14 protein-coding genes are annotated in these 16,210 nt (G+C 68.6%); 8 read left to right on the forward strand and 6 right to left on the reverse strand.

The genetic code is table 11. From position 1 onward, the window contains the following. Window positions 1–25: 25 nt before the first annotated feature. Window positions 26–2,899: a BTAD domain-containing putative transcriptional regulator gene (locus ACGF3C_RS22150; RefSeq protein ID WP_357232393.1), complete on the reverse strand. Its 2,874-nt coding sequence runs from the start codon at window positions 2,897–2,899 to the stop codon at window positions 26–28. A gap of 208 nt (window positions 2,900–3,107) precedes the next feature. On the opposite strand from ACGF3C_RS22150, the gene ACGF3C_RS22155 reads away from it, so the two are divergent. Beyond that, on the forward strand, window positions 3,108–3,941 hold the full coding sequence (locus ACGF3C_RS22155) for an alpha/beta hydrolase (RefSeq protein WP_357232390.1): 834 nt from the start codon (window positions 3,108–3,110) through the stop codon (window positions 3,939–3,941). Window positions 3,942–3,965: 24 nt separating this feature from the next. Further along, a complete protein-coding gene (locus ACGF3C_RS22160) occupies window positions 3,966–4,817 on the forward strand; it encodes an alpha/beta hydrolase (RefSeq protein ID WP_357232387.1) in 852 nt (283 codons plus the stop codon). A gap of 108 nt (window positions 4,818–4,925) precedes the next feature. Here ACGF3C_RS22160 and ACGF3C_RS22165 read toward each other — a convergent pair whose 3' ends face one another. Continuing rightward, the gene (locus ACGF3C_RS22165; protein WP_393224742.1) at window positions 4,926–5,792 is read right to left on the reverse strand and encodes an alpha/beta fold hydrolase; all 867 of its coding nucleotides are present in this window, start codon (window positions 5,790–5,792) and stop codon (window positions 4,926–4,928) included. Window positions 5,793–6,084: 292 nt separating this feature from the next. On the opposite strand from ACGF3C_RS22165, the gene ACGF3C_RS22170 reads away from it, so the two are divergent. Together ACGF3C_RS22170 and ACGF3C_RS22175 are read left to right on the forward strand one after the other, a co-directional pair. Continuing rightward, a complete protein-coding gene (locus tag ACGF3C_RS22170) occupies window positions 6,085–7,425 on the forward strand; it encodes a carbohydrate-binding protein (RefSeq protein WP_393224745.1) in 1,341 nt (446 codons plus the stop codon). Between the two features lie 191 nt (window positions 7,426–7,616). Next, window positions 7,617–8,828: an esterase-like activity of phytase family protein gene (locus tag ACGF3C_RS22175; RefSeq protein WP_393224748.1), complete on the forward strand. Its 1,212-nt coding sequence runs from the start codon at window positions 7,617–7,619 to the stop codon at window positions 8,826–8,828. Window positions 8,829–8,913: 85 nt separating this feature from the next. Here the strand turns inward: ACGF3C_RS22175 and ACGF3C_RS22180 are convergent, their stop codons facing one another. Continuing rightward, window positions 8,914–9,183, reverse strand: a complete 270-nt coding sequence (locus ACGF3C_RS22180; RefSeq protein WP_357230951.1) for a hypothetical protein — start codon at window positions 9,181–9,183, stop codon at window positions 8,914–8,916. Between the two features lie 36 nt (window positions 9,184–9,219). Beyond that, on the reverse strand, window positions 9,220–9,789 hold the full coding sequence (locus ACGF3C_RS22185; RefSeq protein WP_357230948.1) for a helix-turn-helix domain-containing protein: 570 nt from the start codon (window positions 9,787–9,789) through the stop codon (window positions 9,220–9,222). A gap of 81 nt (window positions 9,790–9,870) precedes the next feature. Between ACGF3C_RS22185 and ACGF3C_RS22190 the strand changes: the two genes are divergently transcribed. Continuing rightward, complete coding sequence (locus ACGF3C_RS22190) at window positions 9,871–10,845, forward strand: zinc-dependent alcohol dehydrogenase family protein (protein WP_393224752.1); 975 nt, start codon at window positions 9,871–9,873, stop codon at window positions 10,843–10,845. 218 nt (window positions 10,846–11,063) lie between these two features. Continuing rightward, window positions 11,064–12,179 (forward strand): hypothetical protein, encoded by a 1,116-nt coding sequence (locus ACGF3C_RS22195; protein ID WP_357230943.1) that lies wholly within the window; start codon window positions 11,064–11,066, stop codon window positions 12,177–12,179. A gap of 4 nt (window positions 12,180–12,183) precedes the next feature. Here the strand turns inward: ACGF3C_RS22195 and ACGF3C_RS22200 are convergent, their stop codons facing one another. Further along, window positions 12,184–13,194: a mechanosensitive ion channel domain-containing protein gene (locus ACGF3C_RS22200; protein ID WP_357230940.1), complete on the reverse strand. Its 1,011-nt coding sequence runs from the start codon at window positions 13,192–13,194 to the stop codon at window positions 12,184–12,186. 140 nt (window positions 13,195–13,334) lie between these two features. Further along, window positions 13,335–14,486, reverse strand: coding sequence for an NADP-dependent oxidoreductase (locus tag ACGF3C_RS22205; protein WP_393224756.1), 1,152 nt, complete (start codon window positions 14,484–14,486; stop codon window positions 13,335–13,337). A 231-nt stretch (window positions 14,487–14,717) separates the two neighbouring features. Here ACGF3C_RS22205 and msrA point away from each other — a divergent pair, with 231 nt between their 5' ends. Together msrA and ACGF3C_RS22215 are read left to right on the forward strand one after the other, a co-directional pair. Continuing rightward, window positions 14,718–15,224: a peptide-methionine (S)-S-oxide reductase MsrA gene (msrA, locus tag ACGF3C_RS22210; protein ID WP_357207500.1), complete on the forward strand. Its 507-nt coding sequence runs from the start codon at window positions 14,718–14,720 to the stop codon at window positions 15,222–15,224. Between the two features lie 273 nt (window positions 15,225–15,497). Next, window positions 15,498–16,145 carry a TetR/AcrR family transcriptional regulator gene (locus ACGF3C_RS22215; protein WP_357230934.1) on the forward strand — a complete coding sequence of 216 codons (648 nt, stop codon included), beginning with the start codon at window positions 15,498–15,500 and terminating at the stop codon, window positions 16,143–16,145. The last annotated feature ends 65 nt before the right edge of the window (window positions 16,146–16,210 follow it).

Below are 16,210 nucleotides of genomic sequence, written 5' to 3' on the forward strand. Positions count from 1 at the left end.
CAGACTGAGTGCTCGCCCTATCCGCTCAGGACGCGCCCCTCATCAAGCTCAGGCGGGCCCGGACATACGCGACCATTGTCCGGTATGTCTCGGCCTGCTCCATGCCGGCGAACTCGATGAGTTCCCGGAAGCCGTTGTCGGCGATCAGGTTCTCGAACTGCTGGCACCCGCGTTCCGCGCGCACCAGGTCGCCCAGATCGAACGCGGCCCGCGCGAGGATCGCCGCGACGGCACACCGGGGCCCGTCCGACTCACAGATGCCTTCCGTCAATCCCCACTCCGACACCTTCACCGCTTGTTCGAGGCGGCCGAGTTTCCAGGAGGACTCGGCGATGAGCTGCGCGTAGTAGATCTTCAGGTGATCGAGGTGCTGCGCGACGGCAATGGCCAGCCCTTCCTCAGCGAGCCGTGTGCCGGTCTCGAACCGGTCGGACCCCAGGAGCGCTCTCGTGAGTGTCAGCAGCGAGACGGCGAGCAGTTCCTGGTGCCCCGTCTGCCGGGCAAGACCGACCGAGCGTTCGCCGTACCCGTTCGCGGCGTCGTGGTCGCCACGCGACAACGACAGCACGGCGAGGTTTCGCAGGACGTCGGCCTGCCCGGCAAGCTCTCCGGCGCCTTCGAAGATGGACAGGGCTCGACGCAGGTGTTCGTCGGCCTGCGGCAGCGGGGCGAAGACCTCACCGACGGTACGAAGGAGTTCGGCCTCCACCAGCGGCTCACCGAGCACGCTGACCAGATCGAGGATCGCGAGTACGGTCTGTGTCCGGCCCGGGGGTATGGAGTTGCTGCCCGGCGCCGAGGCGGCGAGGACCATGGCCGCCGCGTCACGCCCCAGGCCGTGCGCGAGGGCCAGGTCGATGGTCGCCCACAGCGCGGCGCGTTCCCGCGCGTACCAGGCGGCTGCCTGTGGCACGCTGTCGAACGACTCAGGTGTCACCTCGGACGGCGGTTCGCTGACGTCGCCGACCGGCTGCCGGTGGTGTGTCGCGTACGCGGCGCGGGCCGAGTGCAGGTAATGCGTGATGAGGCGCCGCTCGTACTCGGGTCGTTCCTGATCCTCGTCGAGGAGTTCACCCGCGTAGGCCCGCAACAGGTCGTGCAGCACATACCGCCCGGCCTGCGACTCGTCGAGCAGATTCGCGGTCACCAGTTCCATGAGCAGTGCGCGCGCCTGTGCGCGACCGACTCCGGCGACACTGGCCGCCGACTCCAGCGGGATCCCTGGCCCCGGGTGGACGGCGAGGGCACGGAAGGCCTGCGCCGTCGCGGGGTCGAGGGCCTGGTACGACCACGAGAACACCGATCGGACATCGTCGGTGGAGTCCACGCTGGACAACGCGTCGAGCCTGGCGGACGGCGCGGAGACGTCGTCGACGGCCGCGCTCAATGGCAGGGCCAGATTGAGGGCCACGCGGGCCGCGACGATCGCCAGTGCGAGCGGCAGCCCGGCGCAGAGCGCGATGACCCTCTCCAGGGCCTCCGGGTTCGCTGTGACGCGACGGGCCCCGAGGCGGTTGATCAGAAGCTGACGGGACTCGGCCCCGGTCAGCCGATCAACGTGCAGGTAACGCGCGCCCTCCCGGGTTACCAGGCTCGTCATCCGGTTGCGGCTCGTCACGATGACCAGACAACCCCGGGTGGCCGGCAGCAGGGGGCGGACCTGAGCGGAGTCGCGCGCGTTGTCCAGGAGGATCAGGAGTCGACGACCGAAGAGGCGGCTGCGGTAACGGGCTGCCTGCGCGTCGACGGTCTCCTGCGGTGACGAGACCGCCGGCTCGCCCAGGGACGCGAGCAACGTGGCGAGTGCCTCCTCCGGTGACATGACGCGTCCGTCCGGATCGAGACCCCTCAGGTTCAGGAACAACTGGCCATCGGGGAACTCGCTGGCGATCTGGTGGGCCCAGTGCACGGCGAGCGCGGTCTTGCCGATGCCGCCCATGCCGCCGAGCACGGTGATCACGATGGCCGCGTCGCCGAACGCGTCGGACAGTTGGTCGTCGAGCACGGCGGCCACGTCGTTCCGGCGGACGAAGCCCGCGACCTGCGGCGGCAGCTGCGCGGGCCGGAGAGCCTCGGGCGGGCGCAGTTCCTCCTGGAGGGTCCAGCCGCTGGCGAGCAGTTCCCGGTACGCCTCACGCAGCTCCGGCCCCGGGTCGACCCCCAACTCCTCGGCGAGACGTTGACGGGTCCGCTCGAAGACCCGCACCCCTTCCGCCCGGTGACCGGTGGCCAGGTACGCGCGCATCAGGCACGCCTGTAGCGCCTCGTCCAGGGGCACCGCGGCGGCCACGCTCAACAGTGGGGTCAACACGGTGTCGGCCATGCCGTTGGCGATCGCCGCCTCGCCGGCGGCGAGCGCCACCGCGACGCGCTCCCGTTCGATGGCGACGAACTCCGGTGAACTCGACGCACTGGCCGGAAGGTCGGTGAACGCAGGGCTGCGGCCAAGCTCCAGAGCGGTCAGGTACGCCCGGACGCCGGCCATGACGTCGCCGCCGGCGAGTGCCTCGCGGGCCCGCCGAACCAACTCGCGATACATGGCCAGATCGGAGTCCTCGGTCGCGAGGACCAGCCGGTAGCCCGTACCGGCCGGTAGGAGGTAGCGACCGGTTTCGCGGACGTCCAGGTCCGGTTCGAAGATCCGCCGGATGTGCCCGACGTGCCGGTGGACCTGGTTGGCGGCGCTGGGCGGCGGTTGGTCCTCCCATACGCCGTCGATGATGGCGTCGAGGCTGACCGCGTCACCGCCCGCGGCAAGGAGCTTGGCCAGGATGATCCGCTGGCGCACCGGGCCAAGATCGACGTCCGAGCCGTCCCGCCGGCAGCCGAGACCGCCGAAGACCTTGAACTCGCAGTGGGACCGCGGCGCGTCCGGGGGCCTGCGGTCGGGCGTCGTCACGATTGACATCCTAGGGATGGAAGGGCAGCGGCTTCGCTTTTCGGCCCAGCCTGCGGTCTGCCCCGGCTCCCCCGCATCGCCCACTTCTCGTTGTCCGTCGAGTCGTTCGCCGACAACGGGACTACGTGGTTCGGGTGATTCGCGAAACGGTGCCATCTCCGTACCTTCGGCATGGTTCCAACGCGGAACGCAAGCCCAAGGAGTGCGCATGCCCCATGTCACAGTTGGCTCAGAGGGAGCCGATCCGATCGAGATCTATTACGAGGATCACGGTGCTGGTAGGCCGGTGGTACTCAGCCACGGTTATCCGCTGAGTGGGCAGGCCTGGGAAAAGCAGGTCTCGGCACTGCTCGCGGCCGGTTACCGGGTCATCACGTACGACCGGCGGGGTTGGGGCAATTCCAGCCAGCCCGACGGTGGATACAACGTCGACACGTTCGCCGACGACGTGAACGCGCTGCTCACGAAACTGGACGTACGCGATGCGATCCTCGTGGGTCACTCGATGGGAACCGGCGACGTTGCCCGGTACCTGGGTCGTCACGGCACCGAGCGGGTCGCGAAGGTAGTGCTGATGTCGCCGATCCCGCCGTTTCTCCTGCGGACGGACGACAACCCCGAAGGCGCACCGCAGTCGTTGTTCGACGGGTTCATCCAGGCCGCGCGGGCGGACCGGAACGGGTGGCTCAAGCAGTTCCTGGAGAACTTCTACAACTTTGACGTCTACGGCGGTTCGCTGGTCAGCGACGAGGCGTTCCAGGCGAGTGTGAACGTGGCAGTGGCCGGATCTCCCGTCGCCGTCGTGGCCTGCATCCCGACGTGGCTCACCGACTTCCGCGCCGACCTGCCCAAGATTGACGTGCCGGTACTCGTGATTCAGGGCGACCAGGACCGGGTCCTACCCATCGGGGTCACCGGCCAGCGGCTGTCCGCCTTCATCGCGGATTCGCGCCTGCTCGTCATCGAGGGCGGGCCGCACGCCATTGCCTGGACCCACAGCGATCAGGTCAACGCCGCCCTGCTCGACTTCTGTGCGAAGTGAAGTAAGTCAGTGAAAGGAAACACCGTGAAATTGTTTTCCCGGCGGCGCCTCATCTCCGTGGGCGTGGTCATCGGTGCGCTCACACTGGGTGGTGCCGGTTTCGGCACCGCCCAGGCCTCGACGAGTCACACCCTCCACACGCGGCCCGCAACAGCCAAGCCGACAGTCGTGCTCGTGCACGGGGCGTGGGCGGACGGGTCGAGCTGGGACAAGGTGGCGGCCAAGCTCCAGCACGACGGCTACCGGGTGGTCACGCCGCCGAATCTGCTGTCCGGCGTGGAGAACGACGCCGCCAACCTGCGCGCGTACCTGGACACCATCACCGGACCGATCGTCCTCGTCGGGCACTCGTACGGCGGCATGGTCATCACGAACGCCGCCCGGGGCGACGAGCAGGTCAAGGCCCTGGTCTACGTCGACGCGTACATCCCGGACCAGCACGACACCGTGCTGTCGCTGACCTCGGCCGTGCCGGGCTCGATCTTCGCCGCCGAAGCGTCCACCGTCTTCGACCAGGTCGCGATCCCCGGTGACGACCCGCACAACGTCAACCTCTACGTGAAGCCGTCGATCTTCGGCAAGGCGTTCGCCGACAAGAGCATTTCCGCCAAGGACGTGGCGGTGCTTGCCTCCCGGCAGCGTCCGCTGGCCTTCAACGCGCTGGTCGAGGAGTCCAAGGAGCCGGCCTGGCTCACCATCCCCTCGTGGTCGGTGGTAGGCAAGCAGGACGCCGTCATCCCCGCCGCTCAGCAGGTCGCCATGTCCAGGAGGGCCAAGGCGCACACGATCGAGATCAACGCGCCTCACCTGTCCATGGTCACCGACGCGGGCGCGGTCACCAACCAGATCGAGGCCGCCGCCAAGGCGACCGACTGACACGACGACCCGACCGACACGACGGCCGGCCGTGGTATCGCTCACGCGATGCCACGGCCGGCCTTTCCGCCACCCCGCGCTCTGGGTGCTGCCGGGTTCAGGAGACCGTCAGGCGGTCGTCCGGGCCGCCTCCAGGATGACCTCGGTTACCTCGCCGGGATGCGAGATCAGGCCCAGGTGACCGGCGTCGATCCGGGTGATGTCGGCGCCCGCCCGCTTCATCATCTCTTCCTGGCGGGCCGGCGGGATGACCCGGTCCTCGGTGCCGATGACCGCCCACACCGGGATCGTCTTCCACGCCGGCTCGGTGGCCGGCACCCCCAGCGCGCTCGTGGCCAGAGCGGTCTGGGTCACGGCGAGCACCTCCGCCTGCCGCCGGGGCAGACCGTTGGCGAAGCCGGGGATGAACACCTTCGGCAGGACGTACGCGTCGGCCGCGCCCTCCGGGGCGCCGGGGAACGGTACGAGCTTGAAGACGCTCGTGGGGTCGGTCAGGGCCGGTTCGAGAATCGAGCCGGAGCCCGCGGTGAGCTCTTCCACGGTCTCCCCCTTGTTCGGGGCGAAGGCGTCGACGAACACGAGTGCCTTGACGTTCTTGTTGCCGGTCGCGGCGTCGCTCGTCACGAAACCGCCATAGGAGTGGGCGGCGATCACGATGGGACCTTCGATGGTGGACAGGAAGTCCTTCAGGTAGCCGCTGTCGATCGACGGCCCCCGGTTGGGTTGCGGCGCGACCTGGACATCGAAACCGCGTGCCTGGAGTCTCTTGACCTCCCCGCTCCAGCTCGAACCGTCCGCCCAGGCGCCATGCACCAGGACGATGGTCGGTCTGGTGCGATGCCCCTCGTCCGGGGTTGGTCGCGCACCGCCGTCCGCGGACACGCCTGGGGCGGCTGAGCCGAGCACCGTCACCAGCGTCGCGGCGGCGAGCGTTGCGGCGATGGTCTTCGGCCGACGTAGCGAGATACCGAGCATGGTCTCTTCTCCCTCGTTGGTCAGTGGATTCCGAACGCGGGCAGATGCGCACAGCCGCTGGCGCGATGACGTGCCTGATCGCCCGACCTCACCGTATTCACGCCAACAGTGAATCTCGGACAGAAGAGGAAAATAACTCAACTTTTACCTTGCGGGAGGACACGCCACCAAAAGGGCCCATGCCCCCTCTCGCGGCGACCGCTCCCCGCCATCTGTAAACAACCCTTGATATTAAGGGTTACGAACGTCAATATGTGGAGGTCGCGGGTCGCCGAAGCCTGGGGAGTGAGCCATGAGAAGACGTCGGATTTTCGCAGCGGTGGCCGGGGCGGCGATGACCGTCACGGCCGCCGTCGCCTTCGTCCCCAGCAGCATGGCGGCCGTACCCTCGGCCAACGCCGTTCCGATGGTCGCCTGCACCGCCCCCGCGTGGGCCGAAGGGCCTACCTACCAGGCGGGCACCCAGGTCACCTACGGCGGCCGGCTCTACCAGGCGCTGGTCACCCACACCGCGCACCCCGGTGCCGGTTGGAACCCCGCCTCGACTCCATCGCTCTGGCGTGACCTCGGCGCGTGCTCGGGGACCACCCCGCCGCCCACCACGCCACCACCGACGACGCCGCCGCCCACCACACCGCCGCCCACCACACCTCCCCCCACCACGCCACCACCAACCGGTGGGACCTGCGCGGTGAAGTCGCGGCCCACCGGCAAGGTGCTGCAGGGCTACTGGGAGAACTGGGACGGGGCCTCCAACGGCGTGCACCCCGGCCTCGGCTGGATCCCGATCACCGACAGCCGGCTCAACCAGCACGGCTACAACGTGATCAACGCGGCGTTCCCGGTGATCCGCTCGGACGGCACGGTCCTCTGGGAGAACGGCATGGATGCCGGCGTGAAGGTTGCCACCCCGGCCGAGATGTGCCAGGCCAAAGCAGCCGGCGCCACCATCCTGATGTCGATCGGCGGGGCCGCAGCGGGCATCGACCTGAGCTCCAGCGCGGTCGCCGACCGGTTCATCGCGACGATCGTGCCGATCCTGACGGCCTACCACTTCGACGGCATCGACATCGACATCGAGACCGGCCTGACCGGCAGCGGCAACATCAACACCCTGTCCACGTCGCAGGCCAACCTGATCCGGATCATCGACGGCGTGCTGGCCCGGATGCCGTCGAACTTCGGCCTGACCATGGCTCCGGAGACGGCCTACGTCACCGGGGGCAGCGTGGTCTACGGCTCGATCTGGGGCTCGTACCTGCCGATCATCAAGAAGTACGTGGACAACGGCCGGCTCTGGTGGCTGAACATGCAGTACTACAACGGCAGCATGTACGGCTGCGCCGGCGACTCGTACCCGGCGGGCACCGTGCAGGGCTTCACGGTGCAGACCCAGTGCCTGAACAACGGCCTCACCATCCAGGGCACCACCATCCGGGTGCCGTACGACAAGCAGGTCCCGGGCCTGCCCGCGCAGATCGGGGCCGGCGGCGGCCACCTGTCGACGTCGTTGGTCACGCAGGCGTGGAACTCCGTACCCGGCCTGAAGGGCCTGATGACCTGGTCGGCGAACTGGGACGGGTCGAAGGGGTGGACCTTCGGCGACAACGTGAAGCGCCTGCAGGGCCGCTGACGGCTGACCGACGCCGGGCCTCCCGCCAGCCGTACGTCGGCAGGCGGGAGGCCCGGCGCGGCTGACAGCCGTGCGGCATCCGCCGGCGGTTTGAGCGGACATTCCCCTGTGGCCAGTTCGAGTTCACCACATCGCTCTACGGTGCCAGCGGACCGAGAACGCTCTGCTCGTACCTGGAGAGATGAGGATTGATGGCAGTAAGCAAGCGGGTGGGCCTGACTGCTGCGGCGGTCGCGTTGACCCTGACGCTGCCGGGCGCCGCGACCGCGGCGGCGGCCGAGCGGAACACGTGGGACCAGGCCGAGTTGTTGTCGTTCGCCGCGTTGCCGGCGGCAACCTTCGTTCCCGGCAGCGAACCGTCCGGCTCGTCGCTCGGCAGTGCCCCCATCAACGGGATCACCCCGCCGTTCGCCGACCAGCCGATCCAGGGGTTCAGCGGCGTCCTGCGCAACACCGACGGCACCTTCGACGTGCTGTCCGACAACGGCTTCGGCAACAAGGCCAACAGTGCCGACTTCGTGCTGCGTGTTCAGCGGGTAGCGCCCGACTTTGGCAGCGGTGCCGTGGACGTGCTCGGTGGCATCAACCTGACCGACCCGTACGGCAAGGTGCCATTCCCGCTCACTCGTGCCGACCGCGTGCTCACCGGAGCCGACTTCGACGTCGAATCGATCACCCGGACGGCGGATGGCACGTACTGGGTCGGTGACGAATTCGGTCCGTACCTGCTGCATTTCGACCGGGCGGGCCGCTTACTGCAGACGCCGGTGCCGCTGCCCGGCGTCTTCGCCCCCGAGAACCCGGGCCGCGGCACGACCCCGGCCAACCTCGCCAGCAGCAAGGGCTTCGAGGGAATGGCCCAGTCGCCGGACGGTCGCACGCTCTACCCGCTGCTTGAGGGCACGACCACTGGTGATCCGGCCGGCACCCTCCGGCTCAACGAGTTCGACACCCGGACCAACGCCTACACCGGCCGACGCTGGGCCTACGCGCTCGACTCTCCCGCGCACGCGATCGGTGACGCCATCATGGTCGATCGCGACCGCTTCCTGATCATCGAGCGGGACAACGGCCAGGGCGAGACGGCACAGGTCAAGAAGATCTATCTCGCCGACAAGCGCGACCGGAACCACGACGGACTGCTCGACAAGACGCTGGTCGCCGACCTGATGGCAATCGCCAACCCTCGCCACGTCGGTGGGTTCGGTGACCCGTTCACGTTCCCGTTCCAGACGATCGAGGACGTGGTGATCCTCGATGACCGCACGCTCGCCGTCCTGAATGACAACAACTTCCCGTCGTCGGCGGGCCGGACGGCCGGCCAGGCGGACAACAACGAGTTCATCGTGATCAAACTCGACCGCCACCTGGACGCGGACAAGCGCATCCTGCGTCGCTACTGAGCCGCTCTCAGCGGGGTGGGCAGACCGACAGGCTGTCCACCCCGTCCCGGGCGGCCCGAGCGCGCACCGAACGGTGTCGCGTGGGTCATGCCTCAGCAGTGGGTCGGCTGTGCACCACCAACTCGTCGATCTCCAACCGGCCGACGCGCAACTCCCGCACGACCGCCCGGCGGATCACCAGCCGCCCGATGACCAGCGCCCCGACGGCCACGGCCCCGGCGGCCAGCGCCCCCACGGCGAGGGCACCGACCGACGCCGCGCCCGCAGCCCGCGCGCCGGTAGCCGCCGCGCCCGTCGCCACCGCGCCGTCGGCACGCGTGCCGGTCAACCGCATCAGGTTCACTTCTCGCTTCATCGCCCCATTGTCCGCGTGCCGCCAGCCGGGTGCCGATCAGGTGCGAAACGCCTCGATCGTGAGCGCGGCGAAGCGCCGAGAGGCGGCAGCCCGCGCGTTCGTCGAGGTGGCGTACAGGCCACCGTTGGCCATCAGCATGAGAACGAGGTCGTCCAGGCCCACGTCCGGCCGCAGGTGGCCGGTGCCCTTGGCCCGGCGCATCAGTTCGGCCAGCGAGGTGAGGGCGGCTTCGCGCTTGGCGGCGAGGTCCACGGCGTGGGGAAATGCCGAGGTGAACGCCGCGGTGAAGCCTCGGCTTCGGGCTTGCAGCTCACACAGTTGTTCGATCACGAGACACAGGCCGCGCCAGGGGTCAGGGTCGGTGAGCCCTTCGTCGACGACGGCGACGCACGCGTTCATCTGATCCGCGAACGCCTCCGTGGCCAACGCCTGCTTGGTGGGGAATCGGCGGTAGAGGGTGGCGGGGCCGACTCCGGCGCGTCGGGCTATCTCACGCATCGGCACGTCCATGCCTTCGGCGGCGAAAACCGCCCGGGCGGTGTCGAGGATGCGCTCACGGTTGTCCAGCGCGTCCGACCGCAGGTTCTGAGTCAGATGGCCACCCACTCCCTCACTCTAGCTAAACGGACGCATCCGTCCACTACCGTTCGGGCGTCCGCAGGACTGACGTGGGAAGGGTGACGAACAGTGAAGGCAGTAATGATCAGGAAGTTCGGCGATCCCCGTGGGCTGGCGGTCGTCGACCTTCCTGTCCCGGTGCCCGCTCCGGGGCAGGCGTTGATCACCATTGAGGCGGCCGGTGTGGCTGGCGCCGACGTCCTGATCCGAAGCGGCGCTCTGGCCGCGTACGGCTTCCGCGAGGGTCACATTCCGGGCGGCGAGGTTGCCGGCACGATCACGGCCGTGGGCGACGGCGTCGACCCCGCGTGGATCGGGCAACGCGTCTGGGCCTTCACGGGTACGGGCGGCGGCTACGCCGAGCAGGCGGTCGCCCCGATCGCTGAGGTTCTGTCCCTGCCGGCGGGCCTCTCCGCAGTCGACGCGGTGACGCTCGGCGGCTCCGGGGTCGTGGCTCACTTCGGCCTCGCCCACGCGCACTTCTCGCCCGGCGAGACGGTCCTGGTCCGTGGCGCGGCCGGCAGTATCGGGATCATGGCGGTGCAGCTCGCCGCCAGCGGTGGTGCCAGCGCCGTCGCGGTCACGACCTCGTCGCCTGAGCGCGGCCGCCGGCTGCGCAGCCTTGGTGCTACCCACGTGCTGGACCGCTCCGGGGCTGGGGGTTCGGACGGTCCCACCGGCTACGACGTCATCATCGACGTCGTCGCGGGCCCGGACATGCCCGCGTTCTTCGACCGACTCAACCCCAACGGCCGGCTCGTGGCCGTCGGGGCGGTCGGCGGCCAACCGCCAGCGGATTTCGGGACGAGGTTGATGGCCGCGTTCCAGAAGTCGATGTCGTTCGCCACCTTAAGCGCGGCGACGGTGACGGCGGCCGCTCGACAGGCCGTACGCACGGAGCAGTTCGCCGCCGCCGCTCGCGGGGAACTCCAGACCGTGGTGCACGAGGTTCTGCCGCTGGAGCGGGCGGTGGTGGCGCACCAGAAGATGGACGGTGGCGAGGTCTTCGGACGAATCGTCCTGACCGTGAGCCCCTTCCACTGAATCCGCCGCACCGACCGGGGTGGTCTCTTAGGCTGCGTGGGCGGGGCGCCCGGTTCGACGAGTGCGTCGCGGTGGCGCTGTACGGGCTGGTCGGGTGCTCCTCTCGGTGGTCTGCTCCCGCTACCTCAGCCGGCACGGGGAGCTGCCGCGACGGCGCGTAGGTCCCCCGGTGTCGTTCGCGGCCAGCGGCCGAGCCCGGCTACCGGTGAGGAGCATCGATGACGCAGAGTGCACAGGACCGCCCGGAGATCGTCGTCGGGCTCGTGGCAACCCCGCCGGATCATCCGGCCCGGGTGGCCGCGCGGCTCACCACCGAACTGACCAGCGGGCTCGCCGAGCGGGTCAACGCGGACGTGCGGTGGACCGTCCGGGAAGGCTGGGGAGCAGTAGCGCCGCGCCGCGACGGCGGCGTTGAGGCACTACTCGATGATCTTGCCCAGCGGCGCGCCGACGACCAGTGGGACGTCGCAATCTGCCTGACCGACCTGCCGCTGCATGCTGAGCGGGTGCCGCTGGTCGTGCAGACCTCCGCTCGGCGTCGAGTCGCGGTGGTGTCCCTGCCCGCCCTGGGACTGCACCAGCTGCGAGCGGCCCGCGCAGCCGTTCCGGATCTGGTGAGCCGGCTGCTGACCGACGCCTCCGACGAGCGGATGCCGCCGGCCGGCTGGGCACCGGCCACGATGGCAAGCCGGGTTCCCGCCATCCACCGGGTGGTCGGCGAGACCGACACCGGTGAGCGGCGCTACGTCGCCTCGCGGTTCATCGGCCGACTACGGCTGTTGATCGGCATGGTTCGCGCCAACCGTCCGGGGCGCGCCCTGCTGGGCCTGTCGAAGCTGCTGGTCGGCGCGTTCGGCACGGCCGCGTTCGCGCTCACCACGGACACCATCTGGCAGATGGGCGACGCCCTCGGCGGACTCCGGCTTGCCGTGATCATGCTGCTCGGGCTGACAGCGTTGGTGGCCTGGCTGATCGTCGCGCACGACCTGTGGGAGAAGCCAAGCCGCGAGACGCCGAGTGAGCTGGCACGGCTGTTCAACCTGGGTACGATCCTCACCCTCACTCTGGCAACGGTGCTGTCCTACGTGGTGTTGTTCGTGGGAACGGTGCTCGTCGGGGCGCTGCTGGTCGACACAACCGTGTTGGAACAGACCTTGCAGCGGCCAGTCCACTTCACCGACTATCTGACGCTCGCCTGGATCACCAGCTCGCTGGCCACCGTCGGCGGCGCGATTGGCTCTGGGCTGGAGAACGAGGAGACGGTTCGAGCCGCGGCATACGGCTATCACCCTCAGCCCGACGGCTGGCGGGATGAGGAGAGCGGGCGGGTCTGATCGGTCATGGCTGGTACTGACTGCGGGTGCGGGGCAGCCACTGGGGATGGCGGTCGCGAAGGTAGCGAAGCATTCCCTCGCGCAGGTCGCAGCGCAGGTCCCAGGCGCTGGCGCCGTCGGCGGCCGAAGCCTGCACCTGGATGACCACCGTCTGCGGGGTGGAGTCGACCATCTGGAGCACCCACTGGTCGCGATCCCACAGCGCTGAGGACTCGACCAGCCGGCGTGCTTCCCGGCGCAGGTCGTCCAGGTCGGCGGTGTGGTCGACATGAATCTGGATCTTGCCGATCACTCTGGACTCATTCCGGGTCCAGTTCTGGAACGGCCGCTCGGTGAAGTAGGTCGTCGGCAGGATGAGCATTCGCTCGTCCCAGAGCCGGATCACCACGTTGGTCAGTTTCACCTCCTCAACGCGGCCCCATTCGCCGTCCACCACCAGCACGTCGCCGACATGCAATCCGTCGGCGAAAGCGACCTGGACACCGGCGAACGCGTTGCCCAGCGCGGTACGGGCCGACAGACCGATCAACGCCCCGACCACCCCGGCCGATGTCAACACGGAGACGCCGAAGAGGCGTACCGGCCGAAAGGTGATCAGGATCAGGCCGATCGCGACGATGGTGACCACGGCGACGGTGAGCCGCCGCACGGGGCGAATCTGCGTCCGGGCCCGCCGGACCCGTCGGCTGGCGACCGCGTCACCCGGCAGTCGACTGAATGCGACCGCCTCGGCGACGTGCAACGCCTTGATCACTAACCATGCCCCGGACAGCACCAGAGCCACCAGGACGATGTGCCGCAGATGACGCTGCCACCCGGCCGGACCCAACGGCAGCGCGTAGTACAGCGCCCCCACCAGCAGCAGCGCCGCGGCCGGGCGGCGGCAGGCATGCCGCAGCGGCTCGAGCAGCCACTGGTACCGGCCACGGGCTACCCGGCGAAAGACCAGGCCAGAGATCAGGTCCACGACCACTGCGGTCGTCAGCGCGGCCACTACGATCAACGCGGTACGCATCAGAGGCCGTTCACGGTAATCCCGATGCCAGCTTCCCTCGGCTCACTGCCCAACCCACGTGCTCAGGGTGCCATCCCGTCCAGTGGCAGGCGGCCAACATCGGCGAACAACCCGCTCCGCGACGAGGGTTGCCCTCGGGCCTAGGAGCGAGCGCGGATGATCGTCTTTCCGGTGATCCGCTCGGTCGGGTTGAGAGCGGCGACGGCGTCGTCGAGGTCTGCGACGGCGCCGATGTTCGTCCGCAGTCGCCCGTCCCGTACCCGCTGGACGATTTCCCCCAGTTGGGGGCGATCAGGCATCACCACGAAATCTGTCGCCAGGCCGTCCGCGGGCCGCGCCTCGGACGGCCCGACAACGGAGACCAGTGTTCCTCCGGCGCGAATGAGGCCTGCCGAACGCTTCCCGATGTCACCGCCGATGACGTCGAAAACCAGATCCACTCCGCCGACGTCTTCCAGGGCCTCGTTGCCGATGTCGACGAACTCGTGTGCGCCGAAGTCCAGCGCCCTGTCACGGTCGGCAGCGCGCCCGGTGCCGATGACGTGGGCGCCGAACTCACGCGCGAGCTGCGTCACCATCGACCCGACTGCGCCGGCCGCGCCGTGCACGAGGACGCTCTGCCCCACCCGAAGGCGGCCGTGCTCGAACAACCCCTGCCAGGCGGTCAGACCTGAGATCGGCAGGCTCGCTCCCACAGTGAAGTCGACGTCACCGGGCAGCGGCGCGAGGTTGCGGGCCTCGACGGCCACGTACTCCGCCAGGGTGCCGTCGCGGGTCCAGTCGGTGAGCCCGAACACCCGCTGTCCCACCGACAGTCCCGTCGTGCCGTACCCGAGAGCGCTGACCACTCCGGCCAGCTCGTGCCCGGGTATCGACGGCGTCCGGTCACGGCCGAGGCGATCGGTCCAGGTCGAGGGCCACGCCAACTCGGTCGGGACGAACCCCGACGCGTGAACCTGGACGACGACGTCGTTGAGGGCCGGTTCCGGCTCAGGCCGCTCGACCAGCGTCATCCCGGCCGTTCCCGCAGCCTCGTCCGTCACCACGATCGCCTTCATCAGACACCTCCCTGTATCCAGCCCTCGTCTGCGCTGGCACGAGGAGCGCAGTTCCGTTTCCCAGCATTGGCGGCGGCACGCCTCGGCGCCGTGCCGCAGCAGGTTGGTCGGCAGCGGTTGGGGCGCGCGGATGTCGCCGAGGATGGCGGGGTGTGTGTCGACCTCGACGCAGACGGGCAGGTCGGGCGGCATCGCTCCCAGAGCCACCCCGTCGAACGTCCCGAACCTAGCCACGGTAAAACTGGTCTGTCAAGTCCACTAATGTTCCACCTGGTTACCGCTGCGGTCAGGCTCGAAGTGCCAGTTCAGCCTCATTGCTACATAGCGGCCCGACGTCGGTGAGACGCGCGCCTCATGGACCTTGGAGTCCAGGGAGCGCGGAGACTGCGGGAATACCGCCGACCCGGAGAGCGTCTGTACCTGCGTGTCCAGGTGGGCTGGCACGACGACAGGCAAGGAGACGACGTGAACACCGAAAAGGCAATCCTCGCCGGCGGCTGTTTCTGGGGCATGGAGGAGTTGTTCCGCCGCCAGCCCGGCGTCGTGTCCACGCGCGTCGGCTACAGCGGCGGCGACGTCCCGAACGCCACCTACCGCAACCACGGCACCCACGCGGAGTCCATCGAGGTCGTCTACGACACCGACAAGACCGACTTCCGCGCGCTGCTCGAGTTCTTCTTTCAGATCCACGATCCTTCGACGAAGAACCGCCAGGGAAACGACATCGGCGTCAGCTACCGCTCGGCGATCTTCTACACCAGCGACGGGCAGAAGCGTGTCGCCGAGGACACCATCGCCGACGTCGACGCCTCGGGCCTGTGGCCCGGCAAGGTCGTCACCGAGGTCACCGCGGCAGGCGACTTCTGGGAGGCCGAGCCTGAGCACCAGAACTACCTGCAGACCTACCCGAACGGGTACACCTGCCACTTCCCCCGTCCCGGGTGGAAGCTTCCGAAGCGGGCATCGGCCTGACAGCTCGGCGCGCGGACCCCGGGTCCGCGCGCCGGCCCACGCCGAGACGGCTTGACCGGCGAGTAGACCAGCGGACCTCGCCGGAGGCCTCACGGCGCTGGGCCCAGCGACAGCAGAAATTTCTGCGCGCTATGGGACCGGATGGTCCCGGCAATCTCGCACCAGCAATGATTTTGGTAATGGTCGCCCCGCACGCCAAGCGAACAGAACACGTCCACCTGTTGGACTCCAAAGTCCAACTCGCCCTAGATCAGCGCTGGATACACTTGACGGATGAGCGACGAGCAGGTGACTGCGCCGACGAACAGGCGGCGGATTAGTCAACGGGGCATCGCGACGCGAGAGCGGATCCTCGATGCAGCGAACCGGCTGACGCTCGTGCGCGGGGTGAACGCGACGACCCTCGACGACATCCGCGAGGCAAGCCAGACGAGCAAGTCCCAGCTCTACCACCACTTCGCCGACAAGCAGGCACTGGTGCGCGCCTTGGTCACATATCGGGGCACGCTTGTGCTTCAGCGGGAAAGCGCCGGGCTGGAACGACTGAAATCGTTCTCCGGGCTGATCCGGTGGCGTAACGCGCTGGTCCAGGCCAACTCGCTGAACAACGGCAGATACGGCTGCGGTCTCGGTTCAATGGCTCTCGAACTGTCTGATCAGGATGAGCAGGCTCGATCGTCAGTGTCGGAGACATTCGCGGCATGGGAAAAGCTGATCAGTGATGGTCTGCACAGAATGCGCGACAGCGGCCTACTGCGCCAGGATGCCGACCCGGAAAAGTTGGCCACGGGATTGATGGCCGCTCTGCAGGGCGGCTACCTGTTGGCGAACGCCGCGCACGACGTCGCACCCATGGAAGTCGCCCTGGACATGGCGCTGGAACACATCAGATCGTTCCTCGTGCAGCCGTCCCGCCAGTGAGCGCGTTCTGTTGACCCGACGGCACGCCGGTCGGCCGTGATGCCACGCACCGGAGGAGGCGGCGA

The sequence above is a fragment of the Micromonospora sp. NPDC047762 genome (genome assembly GCF_043204655.1).
Taxonomy (GTDB): Bacteria; Actinomycetota; Actinomycetes; order Mycobacteriales; family Micromonosporaceae; genus Micromonospora.

Bases quoted from the DNA above. Each gene is read 5' to 3' on its own strand.
- ACGF3C_RS22155 (WP_357232390.1), top strand. From the start codon at position 3,108: ATGCCCCATGTCACAGTTGGCTCAGAGGGAGCCGATCCGATCGAGATC.
- ACGF3C_RS22165 (WP_393224742.1), bottom strand. From the start codon at position 5,792: ATGCTCGGTATCTCGCTACGTCGGCCGAAGACCATCGCCGCAACGCTC.
- ACGF3C_RS22170 (WP_393224745.1), top strand. From the start codon at position 6,085: ATGAGAAGACGTCGGATTTTCGCAGCGGTGGCCGGGGCGGCGATGACC.
- ACGF3C_RS22175 (WP_393224748.1), top strand. From the start codon at position 7,617: ATGGCAGTAAGCAAGCGGGTGGGCCTGACTGCTGCGGCGGTCGCGTTG.
- ACGF3C_RS22180 (WP_357230951.1), bottom strand. From the start codon at position 9,183: ATGAAGCGAGAAGTGAACCTGATGCGGTTGACCGGCACGCGTGCCGAC.
- ACGF3C_RS22195 (WP_357230943.1), top strand. From the start codon at position 11,064: ATGACGCAGAGTGCACAGGACCGCCCGGAGATCGTCGTCGGGCTCGTG.
- ACGF3C_RS22200 (WP_357230940.1), bottom strand. From the start codon at position 13,194: ATGCGTACCGCGTTGATCGTAGTGGCCGCGCTGACGACCGCAGTGGTC.
- ACGF3C_RS22215 (WP_357230934.1), top strand. From the start codon at position 15,498: ATGAGCGACGAGCAGGTGACTGCGCCGACGAACAGGCGGCGGATTAGT.